Here is a 16,723-nt window from a genome sequence, read left to right as displayed (position 1 = left end):
TGGCATGATGCAAGTAATACAAAACAGATCGTTGTGGTATGCAGGTTTATTACTTTTATCGCCATCAAAGCGACGGCTATGTCTTTTTAAGCCGTGAACAGCATAGTGAACATGTTCTGGAGTTTTTCTGGATTGATAGTGTCAGAACGGATGTGGTTAACCATAACGAAGAATGGCAACAAGAGATTCAAAATCTTTCAGGTGTGGTTATCAATGAGTTCCATATGCGGGATATTGCCAATATTGAACATCCCTGTGCATTTGACACGCTTGAAGAATATGACCTATTAATTTTTAAGAAACTGGTCACACCTGACGATGAAATTAAACAAGCAGAATCACAAGATAGTGTTTTTGGTTTAGCGACGACACCTATTAGTTTTATTTTGACACCTGATGTACTGATTAGTGTGCGCGAGCAGGGGAATAAGTCGATTGAAAACTATATTCAACGTCTAGAAAATATTTTATGTAGAACTTTAGAAGAACAGAATAAAACCCGTAAATTACCGAATTCACCCGTCGATTTATCGTTACGTCTTTTAAATAGTATGGTCGATGGCTATCTCGATATCCGCTCGCCATTGACGAGAAGAGTCGAGCATTGGCAACAACAATTGTTACAGGGTAATCGCCGTTTTAAACAGTGGCACCAGCTATTCCATGAAAATATGGCCTTTCAACAGGTCGAAAATTTATGCGAAGAACAAATCGAAACCCTGCAAGAATTTCGGGATGAAATTGTAGAAAATTACCATCATGTTGTTGGTGGTCACATCCGTAACTCTCAAGATATTTTACTGGTTCGTTTAAATGATTTAATGAGCCATGTTGAACGGATTCAGAAACATACGTTGCGGTTACGTAGCGCAATTCAGTCCGCAATTGATTTACATTTTTCTGCTATTGCGAATCAAACCAATGAAAACATGCGAATTCTTGCAATTATTACTGCTGTTTTCGCACCTCTCACCCTATTAACCGGTATTTATGGAATGAATTTTGAGTTTATTCCCGGGCTTAAATCACCAATCGGTTTCTGGATTATGTTAGGGGTTATGCTGATTAGCACTATTTTGTTGTTGTACTATTTTTATCGACAGCATTTGGTTGGGCGAGGCGAAAAAAGTGTTATTGATTTATTGGCGCAACAACATCGCCAAGATCGTATGAATCTATTCTGGTTTTTAGAATATGAGCCGATTAAGCAGACTGTTAAGGAGTTGGAGAAGATTACTCGGTTGAAATAGTTCTACAATTTTTATTCAAATTTGTTTCGAATTTGCTTGAGCTAAGGATCATCCACAACCTGAGCGAGAAAAAGCAAACATCGTTTGCTTCGAGTGCAAGACAAACGAAGTGCGTAGCTTACGTTCAAATATAACTTTGACCTTAGTACGCACTTCAATATCACTGGTTTTGGCCTTGCTTAGCTTCGCTACTCATGCCAAAACAAAAGTAACATAATTAGCTGACGGAATAGATATTGAATACCGATAGGACTCCGTCGTGACTATCTAGTCTTAATGAAAATGCCTTAATTGTTTTCTTAATTGCTGTACTTCATCAATCAAATCTAGCATCACGGCAACTGCTGCCAAACTCGCGTCGAAGTCACGTTGTAGCCGATAAGCTTTACGTGCACGAGCGACATCTTCGCCCATAAACTGGTGTTTTTCAGGTGTGTTATTGACCGATAAAATGTCATATTCAATTAGCTGAATGATCCAGTCAGGGCTTTGACCGCAAGCTTGAGCAAATTGTTGTAGATCAAACGTAGATTGTTCGTCAACGACCTCAGCATTAAAGGTATGGCCGTCATATACAATTTCTCGATAATGAATGGTTGTCATAATCTTGCTCCCTAATGAGTTGAACGAGGTTCAAATGAAGCAAAGGCTTCTGCCAGTTGCTGATAGGCTTGTTTTTCTTTTTCAGAATGCGCAGGTGGAAATACAATATTTAAAATTAAGTATAAATGGCCAGGTGTTTTATTGGGTATTCCTTTGTCTTTTAAACGTAGCTGTTGTCCTTGTTTTGCATTTTTAGGTAAATTTACATGGAGTGGACCAGCAGGGGTTTTTAGTTCCACACCTTGACCTAAGGCTGCTTCCCATGGCGCTACATCTATAGTTAGGTATACATCACTTCCTTCAACATGTACACGGTCTGTATCCTTATATTGAATCTCAATATAGAGATCGCCATTAGCACCGCCATTGATACCACTTTGCCCTTGTCCACTTAAGCGTATTTGCTGACCTTCTTTCATGCCTTTTGGAATTTTGACTTGAAGGGTTTTACGTTGGACTTCAGGTTCACCATAAGCATTAATGGTCGGAATTTGTAATGTAATTTGCTGGGTTGTTCCCTGATAGGCAATATCTAGATCAACTTCTATGCTCGCATGCTGGTCTTCACCGCGATAACTACGCTGTTGTCTTTGGTATTGCTGTTGTCCACCACCAAATCCTGCACCAAAACGACCAAATAAGTCCTCAAAACCGCTAAAGTCTGCTTGCTCACCACCTGTAAATCCTTGACGATAAAACTGTGCTCCATCAAAGCCACCTTGAGCAGCACCTTGACCAAAGTGATTGAAACCTTGTGGGTAGTCAAGCATCTGGTCATATTCAGCTTTTTTTTCAGCATGACTGAGCGTGTCGTAGGCGACATTAAGCGCCTGCATTTTTTCTTCAGCATCTTTTTCTTTGCTAACGTCAGGGTGATACTTACGAGCCAACTTTCGATAGGCTTTTTTAATTTCATCAGCAGAGGCGTCTCGTGTAACACCTAATTCTTCATAGTAATTTTTAGTCATGATATTGGTGACGATCACAATGATGTTTCTTTCATTATGAAATGATTCAAAAAGAATTCAATGACCTAGATTGTATAAGACTTGTTCGGTTTTAAATGAACAAAAATATTAAAATTGAAAAGAATATCAAATCAATATTTCTACATTTCATTGAATAGTTCTATGCGGTCTAACTAAAAGTTTGGTACAAGCCATAAATCGCAATTAATAAAAGTAATAGACCACAAAGTCCTAATATTTTTGGATATAAATGGCTATTAGAAAGTCTGCGGAAAAATACATAAACCAAAGATAAAGTTAAGAAGTCTAAAACGATCCATGTCAGCGTGAGTATCGTTAAGCTGAAATCTAGCTGTGGCGTAATAGAAACAAACTGCGGAAAGAAAGCCGAGAAAAAAATAATATCTTTAGGATTGGAGATTCCGACTAAAAATCCCTTTTTGAAGCCACCATTTTGTGCCGAAACTGTTTGTATGGCTTCGGGATGAGGTGCCTGAATGACTTCTTTAAGAATAGTGAAACCTAAATATCCAATATAGAGGCAACCTAAAATACGAATAATATTGAGATAACTATCGTTAACACTCAGTACTCCTTTTAAAACAAGTACCGAAATAAAAATTAAAATAAGGGAAGCTAAATTTGTACCAAAAATGGTTTCAAGTGCTTTTTTATAACCCCCTTTAAGTCCAGCACTTGCAACTAAAATCATCACAGGGCCAGGGGTGGCAATCATAATAACTACACTAAAAATAAAGAGAAAATAATCAAAATAATTCATGGCGTTTTAAGCATCTTATTTATTAGGCTATAAAGTAGCTTTATATTATCTTATTTAAAATAAGATATTGAAAATTATCATCAAAAGTACAGACAAATAAAAAGGCGGTATATCCGCCTTTTTATAAAGCTTAAAGATTAACTCAAGTGTTCACCGAATAGCGCTAAAGCTTCTTCAGCGGTAAAGGTGTATTGAGTATTACAGAACTGGCAATCCATACGAATAGGGTTCTGATCTTCTAATGTTTCATGAACAGCGTCTACACCAATTTGAATCAGCGCATTTGCACAGCGTTCTTTTGAACATGTACAACCAAATTTGAGTGCTTCAATTTCTGGTAAACGAACTTCTTCTTCGTTATATAAACGATACAAGATTTCGTTTGCATCTAAATTGGTGAGCTCTTCAGCTTTTAATGTTTCAGTTAACATGGTCAAGCGTGGCCATAAATCTTCATCGACCAAGTTTTGCTCTTCTTCATTATGACGTGGTAAAAGCTGAATCAGTAAACCACCAGAGCGTTTTGTCGTACTCGCTAACACAATGCGAGTTGGAATTTGTGCAGACAAATCGTAATACTGCATGAGGCAACCTGCTAAGGTTACTTGATCAAGTGGCACGATCCCTTGATAACGCTCGCCAAATTCCGGTTCGATATTAATAAATAAAAGAGGATTAACTAAAGCGCCGAGAACTGTGCTGCTGTCTGTTGCTTCAATGAAGCGTGGATCTGTTTCGTAATCAGCAAGAGCACGAACTTCTCCTAAATGGTTACATTCAGCCATTGCCCACTTAAAGGTACCGCTAGCCTGGATTTGCAAGCTGATACGACCTTTGATTTTTAGTGTACTTGCAAGTAATGCAGTCGCACTCAACATTTCACCTAGCAGAATTTTAACCGCAGGCATATAGTCACGTTGAGCTAAGATAGTTTGTAGTGCCTCTTCTAGATGAACTACTTCCCCACGAACTGGAAAGTTCTCAATATAAAAGCGTTGGCGTAAATCAGACATAATATTCTCCAGGGCCCTAAGCAGATTATAACAATTTCTTTTTAATCAAGCTTAGGGAATGCAGCGAAGCCGCAAGCCGAACAGGGGCAGCTTATTGATGCCCATTGTCCAATTATTTAGGCAATGTGAATAAGTCCTTAATATAGTCATTTTTTGAAATCTCAAGTTATTCTAGATGATCTCTTGTAATATCAATACGATTTGGCTGTAAATGACGCTTTAAATTCACATCGTGTTTTGACGTGGCCTGTTGTTGAGCATCACTTTCAAACAAGTGTTCAAGTTCGGCTAAAGCGTTACGATGCGTCTCAAATATCTTTTGTTCATCAGTATAAATACTTTGCTGTTGTATGAGCAATTTCTCATCATAGTCACGAAAGATTTCGATATTATTATAGGCTTGTTCATCAGAAATCCCGAGTTCGCGCAAGGCCCGATAAGCCATTCCTAATGACGATAAATATGTTTCACGCCAAATATATTCAACACCTAAATCTCTTAAAAGATGTACATGATGGCGATCACGAGCACGAGCCAATATCCTTAAGTTTGGATAATTTAATCTAAGATGGCGAGCGACATTCATTGAATCTTCAACATCATCAATCGCTAAAATAAATACTTTGGCTTTTTCAATACCAGCAGAGCGAAGTAATTCCGGTTGAGTCACGTCACCATAATAGAGTGATCCGCCGTAACGTCGCACAAAGTCGACCTGATGCAGATTATTGTCAATTGCCGTAAACCCAAGATGTTGTAGACGGGCAATACGCGCAATAATTTGTCCAAATCGGCCAAAACCGGCAATGATAATCGGGTTTTCTTGCTGAGGAATTTCATCGTACTCAGGTGGACGTTCTTTATTAAAAAGTGGAATGACCTTAGTCGCCATAAGCCAGTAAATCACTGGTGTGAGTACCATCGACAAAGTAACAATAAGCGTCACAGGTTCTAATAAAGCTTGAGTTAAAATCTTTTCACTTTTAGCTAAGCTTAAAATGACGAAAGCAAACTCACCGCCTTGAGCTAAACAAGTTCCCAATAGTAGGCTGTTATTCCAACTATACTTTTTATAGCGTGCAATGGCGGTCAATATAAGCGTTTTGATGAGCAATAAGCCGACTGCTCCACCAATAATAAGCAAAGGCATTTCAATAAGTAAAGACAGTTGAGTGGTCATGCCCACAGTCATAAAGAATAAGCCAAGTAGTAAACCTTTAAACGGTGCAATACTGGCTTCAACTTCGTGACGAAATTCGGAATCTGCTAATAATACGCCTGTGAGGAAAGCACCTAATGTGGTGCTAATTCCTAACGTATCCATCAGCAAGACAACAGCAAGAATAATAAATAATCCTACTGCTGTAATGAGTTCAGTTGCTCCACTTTTGGCAACAAAACGAAAAAACGGACGCATCACATAACGACTAAACAGAAATAGGCCAGTGAATGTTGCGATAATAGCCGCAAAATAAGCGACGCCGTGATGGGTTGATTCTGTTCCTGCGAGTAATGGAATAATTGCAAGTAACGGGATCGCAGCTATATCTTGAAATAGCAAAATTGAAAAAGATTGCTGACCATAGGTCGTGTTGAGTTGCTGCTTCTCAGTCAGAAGCTGTAATACAAAGGCCGTAGAAGAAAGAGCAAGGGCAAAACCAATCACAAAACTGACAGCAAGTTGCTGTTGAAATAGTAATAGTACGATCAGCATAAGAACGCCACCGCTAATAAGAACTTGCAGACTTCCCGTTACAAAAATAGAGTCACGCATTTCCCACAAACGCTGTGGTCTTAATTCTAAGCCAATCAGGAACATCAATAAAATGACACCGAATTCGGCAAGTTCCATAATTGCTTCAGGGTCATGGGCAATATTTAAAACACTAGGGCCCAGCAGTATTCCTGTAAATAAATAACCTAAAACTGTTGCAATCCCTAGGCGTTTGCCAAGAGGGACTAAAATCAGAGAAGCTCCAAGAAAGATAGTTGCTTGCAGTAGGAATGACATCCATTGCCTCGAATGTATTAGTCTCTTTTAAGTGTAAAGCCAAAAAGGCTTCTTCACACCATGATATTCAAATCATCTAATTAAATTCTTGCGGATCGACATCAATTGATAGTCTGAGTTGATGTTGTCTTGGCGCATGAACCAATTGTGCCCACCACTGTCTTAAGTAAAAATGTAGACGAGCACGGTCAGCAGATAAAATCACCATATGTGCACGATAGCGTCCCGCTTTACGTTCCATTGGTGCTGGAATAGGTCCCCAAATATCAATAATCTCACCAGCGACTTGGCGAAGTTGCTCGGCAGCTTCATTTAAAAAATGCAAGGTATAGTCCCGATCTTTGGACTCCGCACGTATCAGTACGGCATAGCGATAAGGTGGCAGTAAAGCAATTTTACGTTCCGCAAGAGTCTGTTTGGCAACCGCGCGATAATCTTTTTCGATGAGTGTAGTAAGTAATGGATGATCTGGTCTTAGTGTTTGCAAATAAACATGACCTTTATGCTCACCACGACCAGCACGGCCTGCTACTTGAACAATCAATTGTGCAGTACGTTCTGGGGCACGTATATCGACACTGAGTAAACCCGCATCAATATCTAAAATGGCAACCAAGGTCACGTGGGGAAAATGATGTCCTTTTGCCAACATTTGCGTGCCGAGCAAAATTGTTGGTTTGTTTTGATGAATACGATCATAGATTTTTTGCCAGCTCCCGACTCGGCTGGTACTGTCGCGGTCAACCCGAATCACGTCATGCTCTGGAAATAATTCTTGTAAGTGTTCTTCGACCTTGGCTGTTCCTGCACCTAAAGTTTTTAAACTCTTATGCTGACATTCAGGGCAATGATCTGGTAAACGATGAATGGTTCCGCAGTGATGACAATGTAAATAAGAATAAGGTTGGGTGTGCAGAGTAAAATGTGCATCACAATGTGGACAATTTGCTTGCCATCCACAGCTTTCGCAGACCAGCACAGGTGCATAGCCACGACGGTTTAAAAAGATTAAAACCTGTTCTTTTTTAGCTAATGTATTTTTAATTTGTTCAATTAACGGCTGACTTATACCATGCTGTTTTTTTACAATTTTAAGGTCAATTAAATGCATTTTAGGCAAAAGTGCATGGCCTGCACGCTTGTTAAGTTGCAGTGAAGTTAATTTGCCAGTTTCGACTAAATAATAACTATCAATACTCGGTGTTGCTGAACCTAAAATAACAGGACAGCTTTGTAGGTGACCGCGATAAAGCGCGACATCACGCGCATGGTAACGGAAGCCTTCTTGCTGCTTATAAGACAGGTCATGCTCTTCATCTAAAATGATTAAGCCCAAACGTGGCAGCGGTGTATAGATGGCAGAGCGTGTCCCTAAAATAATAGATGCTTTGCCAGTCTGTGCCTGTTGCCATGCTTGCAAGCGTTTAGAGTCGTTTAAGCCTGAATGTAACAGTGCAATATCACAATTAAAACGAGACTTAAAACGGGAAATGGTTTGGGGGGTTAAACCAATTTCTGGAACTAACACCAGTACTTGTTTACCTTGCTTTAGCACCTCGTGCATGATGTGCAAATAAACTTCTGTTTTACCACTACCCGTTAAACCATCTAGCAAAAATGCTTGGTATTGGTGCTGTGCTTTAATAACCTGTTGGGTTGCTTGCTTTTGGTCTTCATTTAGCGTGAGCGGCATTTGTGCCAATTGCACGGGTGTTGGACTAAAATCATGAGGTTCAAGCGTACACTCAACCAACCCTTTCTTTTCTAGCGCTTTAAGTGTTGCAGTTTCTACACCACTTAAATTCAAAATATTCTCTGTTGTTCCAGCAGGATGTAACTTTAAAATCTGATAAGCATCTTGTTGCTTTACTGAACGTTTAAGCAGTGCCTCAACATTGTCGCATGGAGTAATTTTCCAGAGATGGAACAAAACGTCCATCGGTTTGCCCTGACGCAGTATAGCCGGAAGGGCGGTTTGCATGACCTCGCCAACTGGAAATTGGTAATATTGTGCGGACCATGTCAATAAACTTAAAACTTGTTCATCTAAAATAGGTTGTTCATCTAAAAGTTCAGAAATGGCTTTAAGCTGAAATTTGCCTGTAAATGGCTCATGTGGATTCACTTTTTCAGTGATGATACCAATCAGGTTCTGTCGCCCAAATGAAATAGCGACGCGTGAGCCTACTTGAGCCCGTTCATATTGTGCTTCGGTGAGTGTATAGTCAAAAGTGTCGTACAGATGCACAGGTACGGCAACACGCACACGATAAACAACTGAATTAGGCTTTGGCGTTATGGTCATAGAGGCTCATTTCGTCAATTTTAAAAAACGGCATAGCGTCGTGAAGAGGACTTGGGTATTCTACACAGGCTATAGAACGAATATGAATGATTGCGTAGCATAGATGCAACAGCAGCGACTATTATTTTTGGAAAATTAGAACATTACCATGCCTGCATATCAATTTACTGCCATTGATGCTTCAGGGAAGCAGCAAAAAGGAGTGCTTGAGGGAGACTCAGCACGCCAGATTCGCCAACAATTACGCGATAAAGCATGGACCCCAATTAGCGTTGACCCTGTTGAACAAAAAGATAAACATCAGAGTCAGGGATTATTTCAAAAAAAGTTTAGTGCCTATGACTTGGCACTCATGACCAGACAACTTTCTGTTTTGGTTGCAGCCGGAATTCCTCTAGAAGAGGCTCTGCGTGCGGTGAGCCGACAAAGTGAAAAAGCGCATGTGCAAAATCTCTTATCATCTGTTCGTTCAAGAGTCATGGAAGGACACTCATTAGCTCAAGGTATGCAGCAATCTGGACGTTTTCCGGACCTCTATATTGCAACAGTTGCTGCAGGTGAGCGTTCGGGGCATTTAGATCTGATTTTAGATCAGCTTTCGGACTACACCGAAAACCGTTTTGCTATGCAGAAGAAAGTTCAGGGAGCTATGATTTACCCGATCATTTTAATGCTGATGTCATTTGCTATTGTGATGGGCTTAATGACTTTTGTTGTGCCAGAAATTGTCAAAACTTTTGATCAAAATAAAGATGCACTACCGTGGATTACGGTCGCTTTAATGAAAGCCAGCGATTTTATTCGCCATGCATGGGTGTTTATTATCATTTTTGCAGTTGTGGGAATTGTCGCATTTGTACGGTTTCTAAAAACAACAGCTGGGCATTATGCTTTTGATCGATTAACACTCAAATTGCCATTATTCGGTAAACTGTCACGTGGTATTAATTCTGCACGTTTTGCCAGTACCCTGTCTATTTTGACTCGTTCAGGTGTGCCGCTGGTCGATGCCTTAAAAATTGGCGCAGCTGTCACCAATAATTGGGTCATACGCGATTCAATTGCCCAAGCTGCCGAGCGTGTTACAGAAGGTGGTAACTTGGGTACGCAGCTGGAGCGCAGTGGTTATTTCCCACCGATGATGGTACAAATGATTCGAAGTGGTGAGGCATCAGGTGAGCTTGACCGCATGTTGGAACGAGCATCGACCATGCAAGATCGTGAGGTTACGACCTTTATTTCAACCTTATTGGCATTACTTGAACCGCTTATGCTGGTTTTAATGGCAAGCATTGTACTGGTTATTGTAATCGCGGTTATGCTGCCAATCGTAAATATGAACAATATGATTTAATAACTTTGATATTAGAGATAATGATGAAAGTAAAAAATATTCAAAGCGAAACAGCGATGGAACAACTTAGCCAATCTGCGGTTTCAAACCAGTTTGAGCCGTGTTCTGATAAACATACCTCAAGCGTAGCTTTACAAATTGCACAATCGTGCCATTCCGAGCATAGCTCTCCATCTTGCGTTCGGACAAAGCTTCGCTTTGCTAATCCTCACTCAGGCTTTACCCTCATTGAAGTGATGGTTGTGATTGTGATTTTAGGTGTTTTAGCAGCGCTAATCGTACCAAACGTCATGGGTCGTAGTGAAAAAGCAAAAATTGATACCACCCAAATTACATTAAAAGGTGTAGCTGGTGCTTTAGATCAGTACAAGCTCGATAACGGTCATTTCCCATCTATGCAAGAAGGCGGGTTAGACGCTTTGGTTAATCAGCCTGCTACAGCAAAAAACTGGATGCCGGGTGGATACGTGAAAGGTGGCTACCCTAAAGATAGTTGGAAAAATGATGTTCAATATGTCATTCCAGGTGCAGATGGCCGAGCTTTTGATTTGTACTCGTTTGGTGCAGATGGCAAAGAGGGCGGCGAAGGTAATGATGCAGATATTTATTACCAACCTTAATTAAAATGTAATGGAGATTATCAATTCGTTTAAAAATATAAACCGATAAATACGAATTGATAATCTTTCTTAATCACAAAAAATATAGTAAGTTTATGAAAAATATAAAATAAAGTTAATAATTATATTTGAGACTTATAATAAGAATTATTCCCATATTTAATAGTTACAAGAAAGTTAAAATGTAGAGAAAAATAAGCTATATATTTAAATAAAAGATTTGCATAATAAATAAAAAGTACTTTATTACATTAAAATGGAGAGATTAAATGAAAGCATTTCTCATAGTAGATGAACTGACTCAGTTTCATTGGGCAATGCTTAAATCTGTCCTGTTGATCCTGAGCTTACTACCAATTGCGCATGTCTCATTAAATTTATGGCTCAATACAGAAGGGAGTAGTCAAATCATGATTGGTTTCTTCGCCCTCAGTATTGTGAGTGCATGGTTGATGGTCAGTTTTTTTACTGCTCTAAAAGCGAGCGTCTGGCAAGCTAAACAAATATCTTCTAAATATGAGCAATTGCTTTTTAAAGTCTATCGCTATGTACCGATGGTCTTTTTATCAAGTTTGGTCGCCTATTTATCTTTGCAATTATCGATCGCTTTTTAATGATATTTTAAAACCAAATTTTTAGATAAATCGTAGACTAAACATCTACGTTTTATTATTTTAATTTAAGCAGACTGTTGTACGAGTATTATTTGTACATATTTTATGCTTAAAATCAAATATTTAAGGATACGAGAAAAAGTAAATGGAACAAATTGAGTGGAGTGATTTTACAAAGGTAGAGCTTCGAGTGGGTAAAATTATTGAAGCTGAAGTTTTTGAAAAGGCACGTAAACCTGCCTATATTTTGCATGTCGATTTTGGTGAAGAGTTAGGGATACGTAAATCGAGTGCACAGATTACTAAGCTTTATCAGCCACAAGATTTGATTGGTAAGTTAGTCGTTGCTGTGGTGAATTTCCCTAAAAAACAAATTGGACCTATTCAGTCAGAATGCTTAGTGACAGGGTTTCATAATGCAGATGGTGATGTAGCCCTTTGTATCCCAGAGTTCGACGTGCCTCTGGGTACAAAGTTATTGTAGTTTAGCGACGTGACTTAAATGAAACGTCAACTTTACGCGGGCGGTAGACCCAACCTAAAACCAGCAGTAATACTGCAAATCCTAGAACTGGATAATCACCTAAACGGTTATAAAGGGTTTGACCTTGCATAGCAGGTAAATCACCTCTCAATACAAACTCTTTATCAAGCGGTGCTTGTTCAGTGATATGACCATTTTGATCAATAAACGCTGTTATACCTGTGTTAGTTGCGCGAATAAACCAGCGGCCATTTTCTTTAGCGCGCATCTGCACCATTTGTAAGTGTTGCCACGGCCCAGCAGTACCCGTAAACCAAGCGTCATTAGATACAGTCACTAAAAAGTCGCTGTTTTCTGCATTACGTCGAGTCAGGTTTGGATAAGCCACTTCATAACAAATCGCAGCAGCAAGTGCATGCCCTTTAATCATGAGCGGTTTCTGATTAATCTCGCCGCGTGAAAAACCACTCATGCTAATATCATTTTGCATGGCTGGTAGCACCCAAGAGAGTAAGCCTGAGAGTGGAATATATTCACCAAAAGGCACAAGACGCTGCTTTTTATATAGACCACTTGCATCGCTGCCAGAAGCCATAATACTGTTGTAATACAGTGGAGTACCGACTTCATGTGATTTGGTCACATCCCAGTAAGGAATTCCAGTTACCCATGCAGTGTGGTTCTTTTTAGCTTGTGCATCCATTGCATCTAAAAACGGTTCAATGTCAGTTTGGAAGAGTGGAATTGAAGATTCAGGCCATACAATTAAGTCGCGGCCCCATTCAGATTGACTCAATCCAGCATAAATTTCTAATGTTCTGATTTGATATTCAGTTAGCCATTTTAAATCTTGTGGAATGTTACCTTGAATGAGTGAAACACTAAGCGGTTTAGCAGCTTTAGGTTGTACAAACTGTATATATGAAGCTCCCCATGCACCCAAAACTAACAGGGCAGAAGGGATGATCCAGAAAAGACGTTTACGTAGAACCTCAACTAAAGCACAGGCTAAGATAATCACTACAAAGGAAATTGCATAGATACCGAATAAAGGTGCATAGCCATCAAGTAAACGCTCAGTAAAAGCGTAACCCACAAATAGCCATGGAAAACCTGTAAATACCCAAGTTTTAGCCCATTCAAAAACAATCCAGAGTGGTGCGAAAGTCAGTGGTGTTTCTGGGAAAAAACGTCGGTAAACCCAAGTTTGGAATGCGGTAAATAAGCCCATCACAAGGGCCATAATAACAATCATCCCCACACTTAAAAAAGCGTTGGTATCACCATAAACATGGATTGAAGTGTAGAGCCAGAAAGCCCCCACAAACCATAAACCAAATCCATAACTCCAACCAATAGCAAAGGCTTGTCTGGCAGAGCGCTTATATAAGGTTGCATAGAGTAGGGCTGGTGACAAAATTGCCAACCACCACCAATAATAAGGTGCCAGCGCAAAACTGAACACGGCACCTGAAAATAAAGCAATGAGCAAAGGAAAAATAAAAGGAAGCTGTTTTGGTTGTTGCGAAGAATCTAACAGCTTTTCAAAGTATGCTCTCATTGACGTACAGCTCGAATCAGATGAATAGTGCGGGCATCTGCTTCAACAATTGTAAATAACCAATTCCCAAGTTCAACCGTTTGACCTTGTAAATCACTGACCAATCCAATTTCTTGAAGCAATAAACCGCCGACAGTTTCTACTTCATCGTCAGAAAAATCAGCATCTAAAACAGTATTGAAATGTTCGATTGGTGTAAGTGCTTGAACCATCCATGCATTTGCTACCGTATGGTCATTGTCAGGAACAATGTACTGAGCATCTTCATCAGCCGTGTCATGTTCATCTTCGATTTCGCCAACGATCTCTTCAAGAATATCTTCAAGCGTAACAAGACCTGCTGTTGAACCATATTCATCAATCACAATAGCAATGTGAGTTTGAGTATGTTTTAACATGCGTAGTACCTGATCGGAACGGGCACTTTCAGGGACAAATAAGGGCTGACGCATAAGAATTCGAATATCAACTTTGGTATTCGGTTCAGTTAGAAACGGTAATAAATCTTTTGCGAGCAAAATTCCGACAACATTATCAGGCTGATCAGAAGAGAAGACTGGAAAGCGTGAGTGAGCAGACTCGACCAGTACATCAAGAATATCAAGTAACTGATCATCTTCTTGCAAACTGATCATTGCTGTTCGTGGTGTCATGACTTCACGAATTTTTGTAGCAGGAAGGTCAAGAACACCTTCAAGCATGGCAACAGTATCTGGTTCTAAAAAGCGGCGTGAATTTTGGACTAATTTTAATAATTCATCACGGGTTTCTGGTGCTGTGCCTAACCATTTTCGTAAGCCGCGCATTCCCCACGACGGACTTGGTTCCTCTTGCATGATCTTTCCTAAAGACTCAATCTATCAAATGAATACTTTGAATCATACCGAAGAAAGGATGCTTATGCATCTATAAAACAAGCTAAAAGACAAAACGCATATTGTTATGTAAATGCTAGTTACAGTTAATAGGTCAGTAATTTGTTTATGCTAAAATGTGAAAATTCTATTTGTTCGAGTTTGTTATGTCGGAACAATCCATTTCACCTACTGTCCAAATTAATACACGTGGTTTACGTTGTCCTGAACCTGTCATGATGTTGCATCAGGCGATTCGTAAAGCAAAATCAGGAGATGTTGTTGAAGTGTTAGCAACTGATCCTTCGACTTCGTGGGATATCCCAAAGTTTTGTATGCATTTAGGGCATGAATTATTGCTCAAAGAAGAAGTTCTGGATGAACAGAACCATAAAGAATACCGTTATCTGGTACAGAAAGGATAAGGTTGTTCTAGCTTTAAATGAATAAAAGCCCCGAATAATCGGGGCTTTTTATATTGCATGTTTGGATAGTTTGGACCACCACCACCTGAGGCAGGAAGAACAAAGCAGCGCTTTGTCCTGCCGCAAGTGCAAAAGCTATGCTTTTGCAGAGAAGGTGGCTGTTCTATTACATGTTTGGATAGTTTGGACCACCACCACCTTCAGGCGTTACCCATGTGATGTTTTGAGATGGGTCTTTAATGTCACAGGTCTTACAGTGAACACAGTTCGCTGCGTTAATCTGGAAGCGTTTAGAACCATCATTATCTTCCATAATTTCGTAAACACCAGCTGGGCAGTAGCGTTGTGCAGGCTCATCCCATTTCGGTAAGTTTACATTCACTGGAATTGAAGGATCAGTCAGCTTCAAGTGAGCTGGCTGGTTTTCTTCATGAACAGTGTTTGAAATAAACACAGAAGATAGGCGGTCAAAAGTTAACTTGCCATCTGGTTTTGGATAGTTTGGTTTGAAGCTGGTCGCATCAACAGTTTTCAATACAGCGAAGTCTTGCTTCAAGTCATGCAAAGTAAATGGAACTTTAAAGACATTCTGGTCGATAAAGTTAAATGCACCACCAATCCACTGACCAAACTTGTGCATTGCTGGACCAAAGTTACGAGAGTTATAAAGCTCTTCTTTTAACCAGCTGTTGTTGAATTTGTCAGTGTATGAAGTCAATTCTTTAGTGAATAAATCTTCACCTTCGGTAACACGTGCAATGGCAAGGTCACCGCCTTTTTCTACACCGGCAGCAATGGCTTCAAAAACAGCTTCACCACATAACATGCCTGATTTCATGGCAGTGTGAGAGCCTTTGATTTTTGCAAAGTTTAAGAAACCTGCATCATCACCAATCAAGCAACCGCCTGGGAAAGTCAATTTAGGTAATGAGTTGAAACCACCTTTCACTACAGCACGAGCGCCGTAAGAAATACGTTTACCGCCTTCTAAAAACTGTTTAATCAGTGGATGAGTTTTCCAGCGCTGCATTTCCATAAATGGATACATGTGTGGATTTTCATATGACAAGTCCACGATCATACCCAAAGTTACTTGGTTGTTTTCAGCGTGGTATAACCACCAGCCACCAGAAGAAGCAGTTTCAGCCAATGGCCAGCCTGCACCGTGCATAACTAAGCCCGGTTTATGTTTCGCAGGGTCGATTTCCCAAAGCTCTTTAATCCCGATACCGTAGTGCTGAGGATCAACATTTTTATCGAGGTTGTATTTAGCAATCAGGCTTTTACCTAAGTGACCACGGCAACCTTCAGCAAAGAGGGTGTATTTAGCGTGAAGTTCATAGCCTGGTGTAAAGTTATGCGTTGGCTCGCCATCTTTACCAATACCCATGTCACCAGTTTGAATACCTTTTACAGTACCATCTTCATGGTAAAGCACTTCAGATGCAGCAAACCCTGGGAAGATAGATACTTCTAATTCTTCAGCTTTTTGGCCTAACCAGCGAACCACGTTACCTAAAGAGATAACATAGTTGCCATCGTTATGCATGGTTTTAGGAACCATCCAGTGAGGCACTTCTTTAGATGTGGTGTCTGATAACAAGAAGAAAGTTTTGTCTTCAGTTACAGGTACGTTAAGAGGCGCACCTTCTTCTTTCCAGTTCGGGAAAAGTTCGTTGATGGCACGTGGCTCAAGCACAGCACCAGACAAGATATGCGCACCTACTTCAGAGCCTTTTTCAACTACACAAACAGAAAGATCGGGTAAGTTTTTTTCAATCGCTAATTGACGGATCTTAATCGCAGCAGACAGACCTGCAGGTCCTGCACCTACGATGACAACGTCAAACTCCATCGATTCACGTTCGATGTGTTCCATG

At 40.0% G+C, this 16,723-nt stretch carries 15 protein-coding genes; 6 read left to right on the top strand and 9 right to left on the bottom strand.

Annotated elements, in window-relative coordinates:
* The first annotated feature begins 38 nt into the window (after positions 1–38).
* Positions 39–1,250: a magnesium transporter CorA family protein gene (locus AC2117_RS16940; protein ID WP_133975634.1), complete on the top strand. Its 1,212-nt coding sequence runs from the start codon at positions 39–41 to the stop codon at positions 1,248–1,250.
* 273 nt (positions 1,251–1,523) lie between these two features.
* Here the strand turns inward: AC2117_RS16940 and AC2117_RS16935 are convergent, their stop codons facing one another.
* From AC2117_RS16935 to AC2117_RS16910, 6 genes are all read right to left on the bottom strand, one after another.
* Positions 1,524–1,853 carry a chaperone modulator CbpM gene (locus AC2117_RS16935; RefSeq protein ID WP_133975632.1) on the bottom strand — a complete coding sequence of 110 codons (330 nt, stop codon included), beginning with the start codon at positions 1,851–1,853 and terminating at the stop codon, positions 1,524–1,526.
* A gap of 11 nt (positions 1,854–1,864) precedes the next feature.
* Positions 1,865–2,821: a DnaJ C-terminal domain-containing protein gene (locus tag AC2117_RS16930; RefSeq protein WP_133976420.1), complete on the bottom strand. Its 957-nt coding sequence runs from the start codon at positions 2,819–2,821 to the stop codon at positions 1,865–1,867.
* A gap of 169 nt (positions 2,822–2,990) precedes the next feature.
* Positions 2,991–3,602 carry a LysE family translocator gene (locus tag AC2117_RS16925; RefSeq protein WP_133975630.1) on the bottom strand — a complete coding sequence of 204 codons (612 nt, stop codon included), beginning with the start codon at positions 3,600–3,602 and terminating at the stop codon, positions 2,991–2,993.
* A 137-nt stretch (positions 3,603–3,739) separates the two neighbouring features.
* Positions 3,740–4,615, bottom strand: a complete 876-nt coding sequence (locus AC2117_RS16920) for an Hsp33 family molecular chaperone HslO (protein ID WP_042894567.1) — start codon at positions 4,613–4,615, stop codon at positions 3,740–3,742.
* A 166-nt stretch (positions 4,616–4,781) separates the two neighbouring features.
* Positions 4,782–6,626, bottom strand: coding sequence for a monovalent cation:proton antiporter-2 (CPA2) family protein (locus tag AC2117_RS16915; RefSeq protein WP_133975628.1), 1,845 nt, complete (start codon positions 6,624–6,626; stop codon positions 4,782–4,784).
* Between the two features lie 76 nt (positions 6,627–6,702).
* Positions 6,703–8,931: a primosomal protein N' gene (locus AC2117_RS16910; protein ID WP_133975626.1), complete on the bottom strand. Its 2,229-nt coding sequence runs from the start codon at positions 8,929–8,931 to the stop codon at positions 6,703–6,705.
* Between the two features lie 148 nt (positions 8,932–9,079).
* On the opposite strand from AC2117_RS16910, the gene gspF reads away from it, so the two are divergent.
* The 4 genes from gspF to AC2117_RS16890 all read left to right on the top strand — a co-directional run bounded on the left by gspF (position 9,080) and on the right by AC2117_RS16890 (position 12,003).
* Positions 9,080–10,285, top strand: coding sequence for a type II secretion system inner membrane protein GspF (gene gspF, locus AC2117_RS16905; protein ID WP_133975624.1), 1,206 nt, complete (start codon positions 9,080–9,082; stop codon positions 10,283–10,285).
* 23 nt (positions 10,286–10,308) lie between these two features.
* Positions 10,309–10,905, top strand: a complete 597-nt coding sequence (gspG, locus tag AC2117_RS16900; protein WP_171459100.1) for a type II secretion system major pseudopilin GspG — start codon at positions 10,309–10,311, stop codon at positions 10,903–10,905.
* Positions 10,906–11,174: 269 nt separating this feature from the next.
* The gene (locus AC2117_RS16895) at positions 11,175–11,519 is read left to right on the top strand and encodes a hypothetical protein (protein WP_133975620.1); all 345 of its coding nucleotides are present in this window, start codon (positions 11,175–11,177) and stop codon (positions 11,517–11,519) included.
* Between the two features lie 145 nt (positions 11,520–11,664).
* The gene (locus AC2117_RS16890) at positions 11,665–12,003 is read left to right on the top strand and encodes a tRNA-binding protein (protein ID WP_133975618.1); all 339 of its coding nucleotides are present in this window, start codon (positions 11,665–11,667) and stop codon (positions 12,001–12,003) included.
* Position 12,004: 1 nt separating this feature from the next.
* On the opposite strand, the gene lnt is transcribed toward AC2117_RS16890, so the two are convergent.
* Together lnt and AC2117_RS16880 are read right to left on the bottom strand one after the other, a co-directional pair.
* The gene (lnt, locus tag AC2117_RS16885) at positions 12,005–13,564 is read right to left on the bottom strand and encodes an apolipoprotein N-acyltransferase (protein ID WP_133975616.1); all 1,560 of its coding nucleotides are present in this window, start codon (positions 13,562–13,564) and stop codon (positions 12,005–12,007) included.
* A complete protein-coding gene (locus tag AC2117_RS16880; protein ID WP_133975614.1) occupies positions 13,561–14,400 on the bottom strand; it encodes an HlyC/CorC family transporter in 840 nt (279 codons plus the stop codon). Before AC2117_RS16880 ends, lnt begins: the two co-directional genes overlap by 4 nt.
* A 185-nt stretch (positions 14,401–14,585) precedes the next feature.
* On the opposite strand from AC2117_RS16880, the gene tusA reads away from it, so the two are divergent.
* Positions 14,586–14,843: a sulfurtransferase TusA gene (tusA, locus tag AC2117_RS16875; RefSeq protein WP_133975612.1), complete on the top strand. Its 258-nt coding sequence runs from the start codon at positions 14,586–14,588 to the stop codon at positions 14,841–14,843.
* A 166-nt stretch (positions 14,844–15,009) separates the two neighbouring features.
* On the opposite strand, the gene AC2117_RS16870 is transcribed toward tusA, so the two are convergent.
* On the bottom strand, positions 15,010–16,722 hold the full coding sequence (locus tag AC2117_RS16870) for an electron transfer flavoprotein-ubiquinone oxidoreductase (RefSeq protein ID WP_133975610.1): 1,713 nt from the start codon (positions 16,720–16,722) through the stop codon (positions 15,010–15,012).
* Position 16,723 lies beyond the last annotated feature (1 nt).

It is taken from the genome of Acinetobacter calcoaceticus, from assembly GCF_900520355.1.
GTDB lineage: Bacteria > Pseudomonadota > Gammaproteobacteria > Pseudomonadales > Moraxellaceae > Acinetobacter > Acinetobacter calcoaceticus_C.
Note: the sequence above shows the minus strand (reverse complement) of the source record. Positions and strands in the feature narration are given on the sequence as shown.

Bases quoted from the DNA above. Each gene is read 5' to 3' on its own strand.
- AC2117_RS16940 (WP_133975634.1), top strand. From the start codon at position 39: ATGCAGGTTTATTACTTTTATCGCCATCAAAGCGACGGCTATGTCTTT.
- AC2117_RS16935 (WP_133975632.1), bottom strand. From the start codon at position 1,853: ATGACAACCATTCATTATCGAGAAATTGTATATGACGGCCATACCTTT.
- AC2117_RS16930 (WP_133976420.1), bottom strand. From the start codon at position 2,821: ATGACTAAAAATTACTATGAAGAATTAGGTGTTACACGAGACGCCTCT.
- AC2117_RS16925 (WP_133975630.1), bottom strand. From the start codon at position 3,602: ATGAATTATTTTGATTATTTTCTCTTTATTTTTAGTGTAGTTATTATG.
- AC2117_RS16920 (WP_042894567.1), bottom strand. From the start codon at position 4,615: ATGTCTGATTTACGCCAACGCTTTTATATTGAGAACTTTCCAGTTCGT.
- AC2117_RS16915 (WP_133975628.1), bottom strand. From the start codon at position 6,626: ATGTCATTCCTACTGCAAGCAACTATCTTTCTTGGAGCTTCTCTGATT.
- AC2117_RS16910 (WP_133975626.1), bottom strand. From the start codon at position 8,931: ATGACCATAACGCCAAAGCCTAATTCAGTTGTTTATCGTGTGCGTGTT.
- gspF (WP_133975624.1), top strand. From the start codon at position 9,080: ATGCCTGCATATCAATTTACTGCCATTGATGCTTCAGGGAAGCAGCAA.
- gspG (WP_171459100.1), top strand. From the start codon at position 10,309: ATGAAAGTAAAAAATATTCAAAGCGAAACAGCGATGGAACAACTTAGC.
- AC2117_RS16895 (WP_133975620.1), top strand. From the start codon at position 11,175: ATGAAAGCATTTCTCATAGTAGATGAACTGACTCAGTTTCATTGGGCA.
- AC2117_RS16890 (WP_133975618.1), top strand. From the start codon at position 11,665: ATGGAACAAATTGAGTGGAGTGATTTTACAAAGGTAGAGCTTCGAGTG.
- lnt (WP_133975616.1), bottom strand. From the start codon at position 13,564: ATGAGAGCATACTTTGAAAAGCTGTTAGATTCTTCGCAACAACCAAAA.
- AC2117_RS16880 (WP_133975614.1), bottom strand. From the start codon at position 14,400: ATGCAAGAGGAACCAAGTCCGTCGTGGGGAATGCGCGGCTTACGAAAA.
- tusA (WP_133975612.1), top strand. From the start codon at position 14,586: ATGTCGGAACAATCCATTTCACCTACTGTCCAAATTAATACACGTGGT.
- AC2117_RS16870 (WP_133975610.1), bottom strand. From the start codon at position 16,722: ATGGAACACATCGAACGTGAATCGATGGAGTTTGACGTTGTCATCGTA.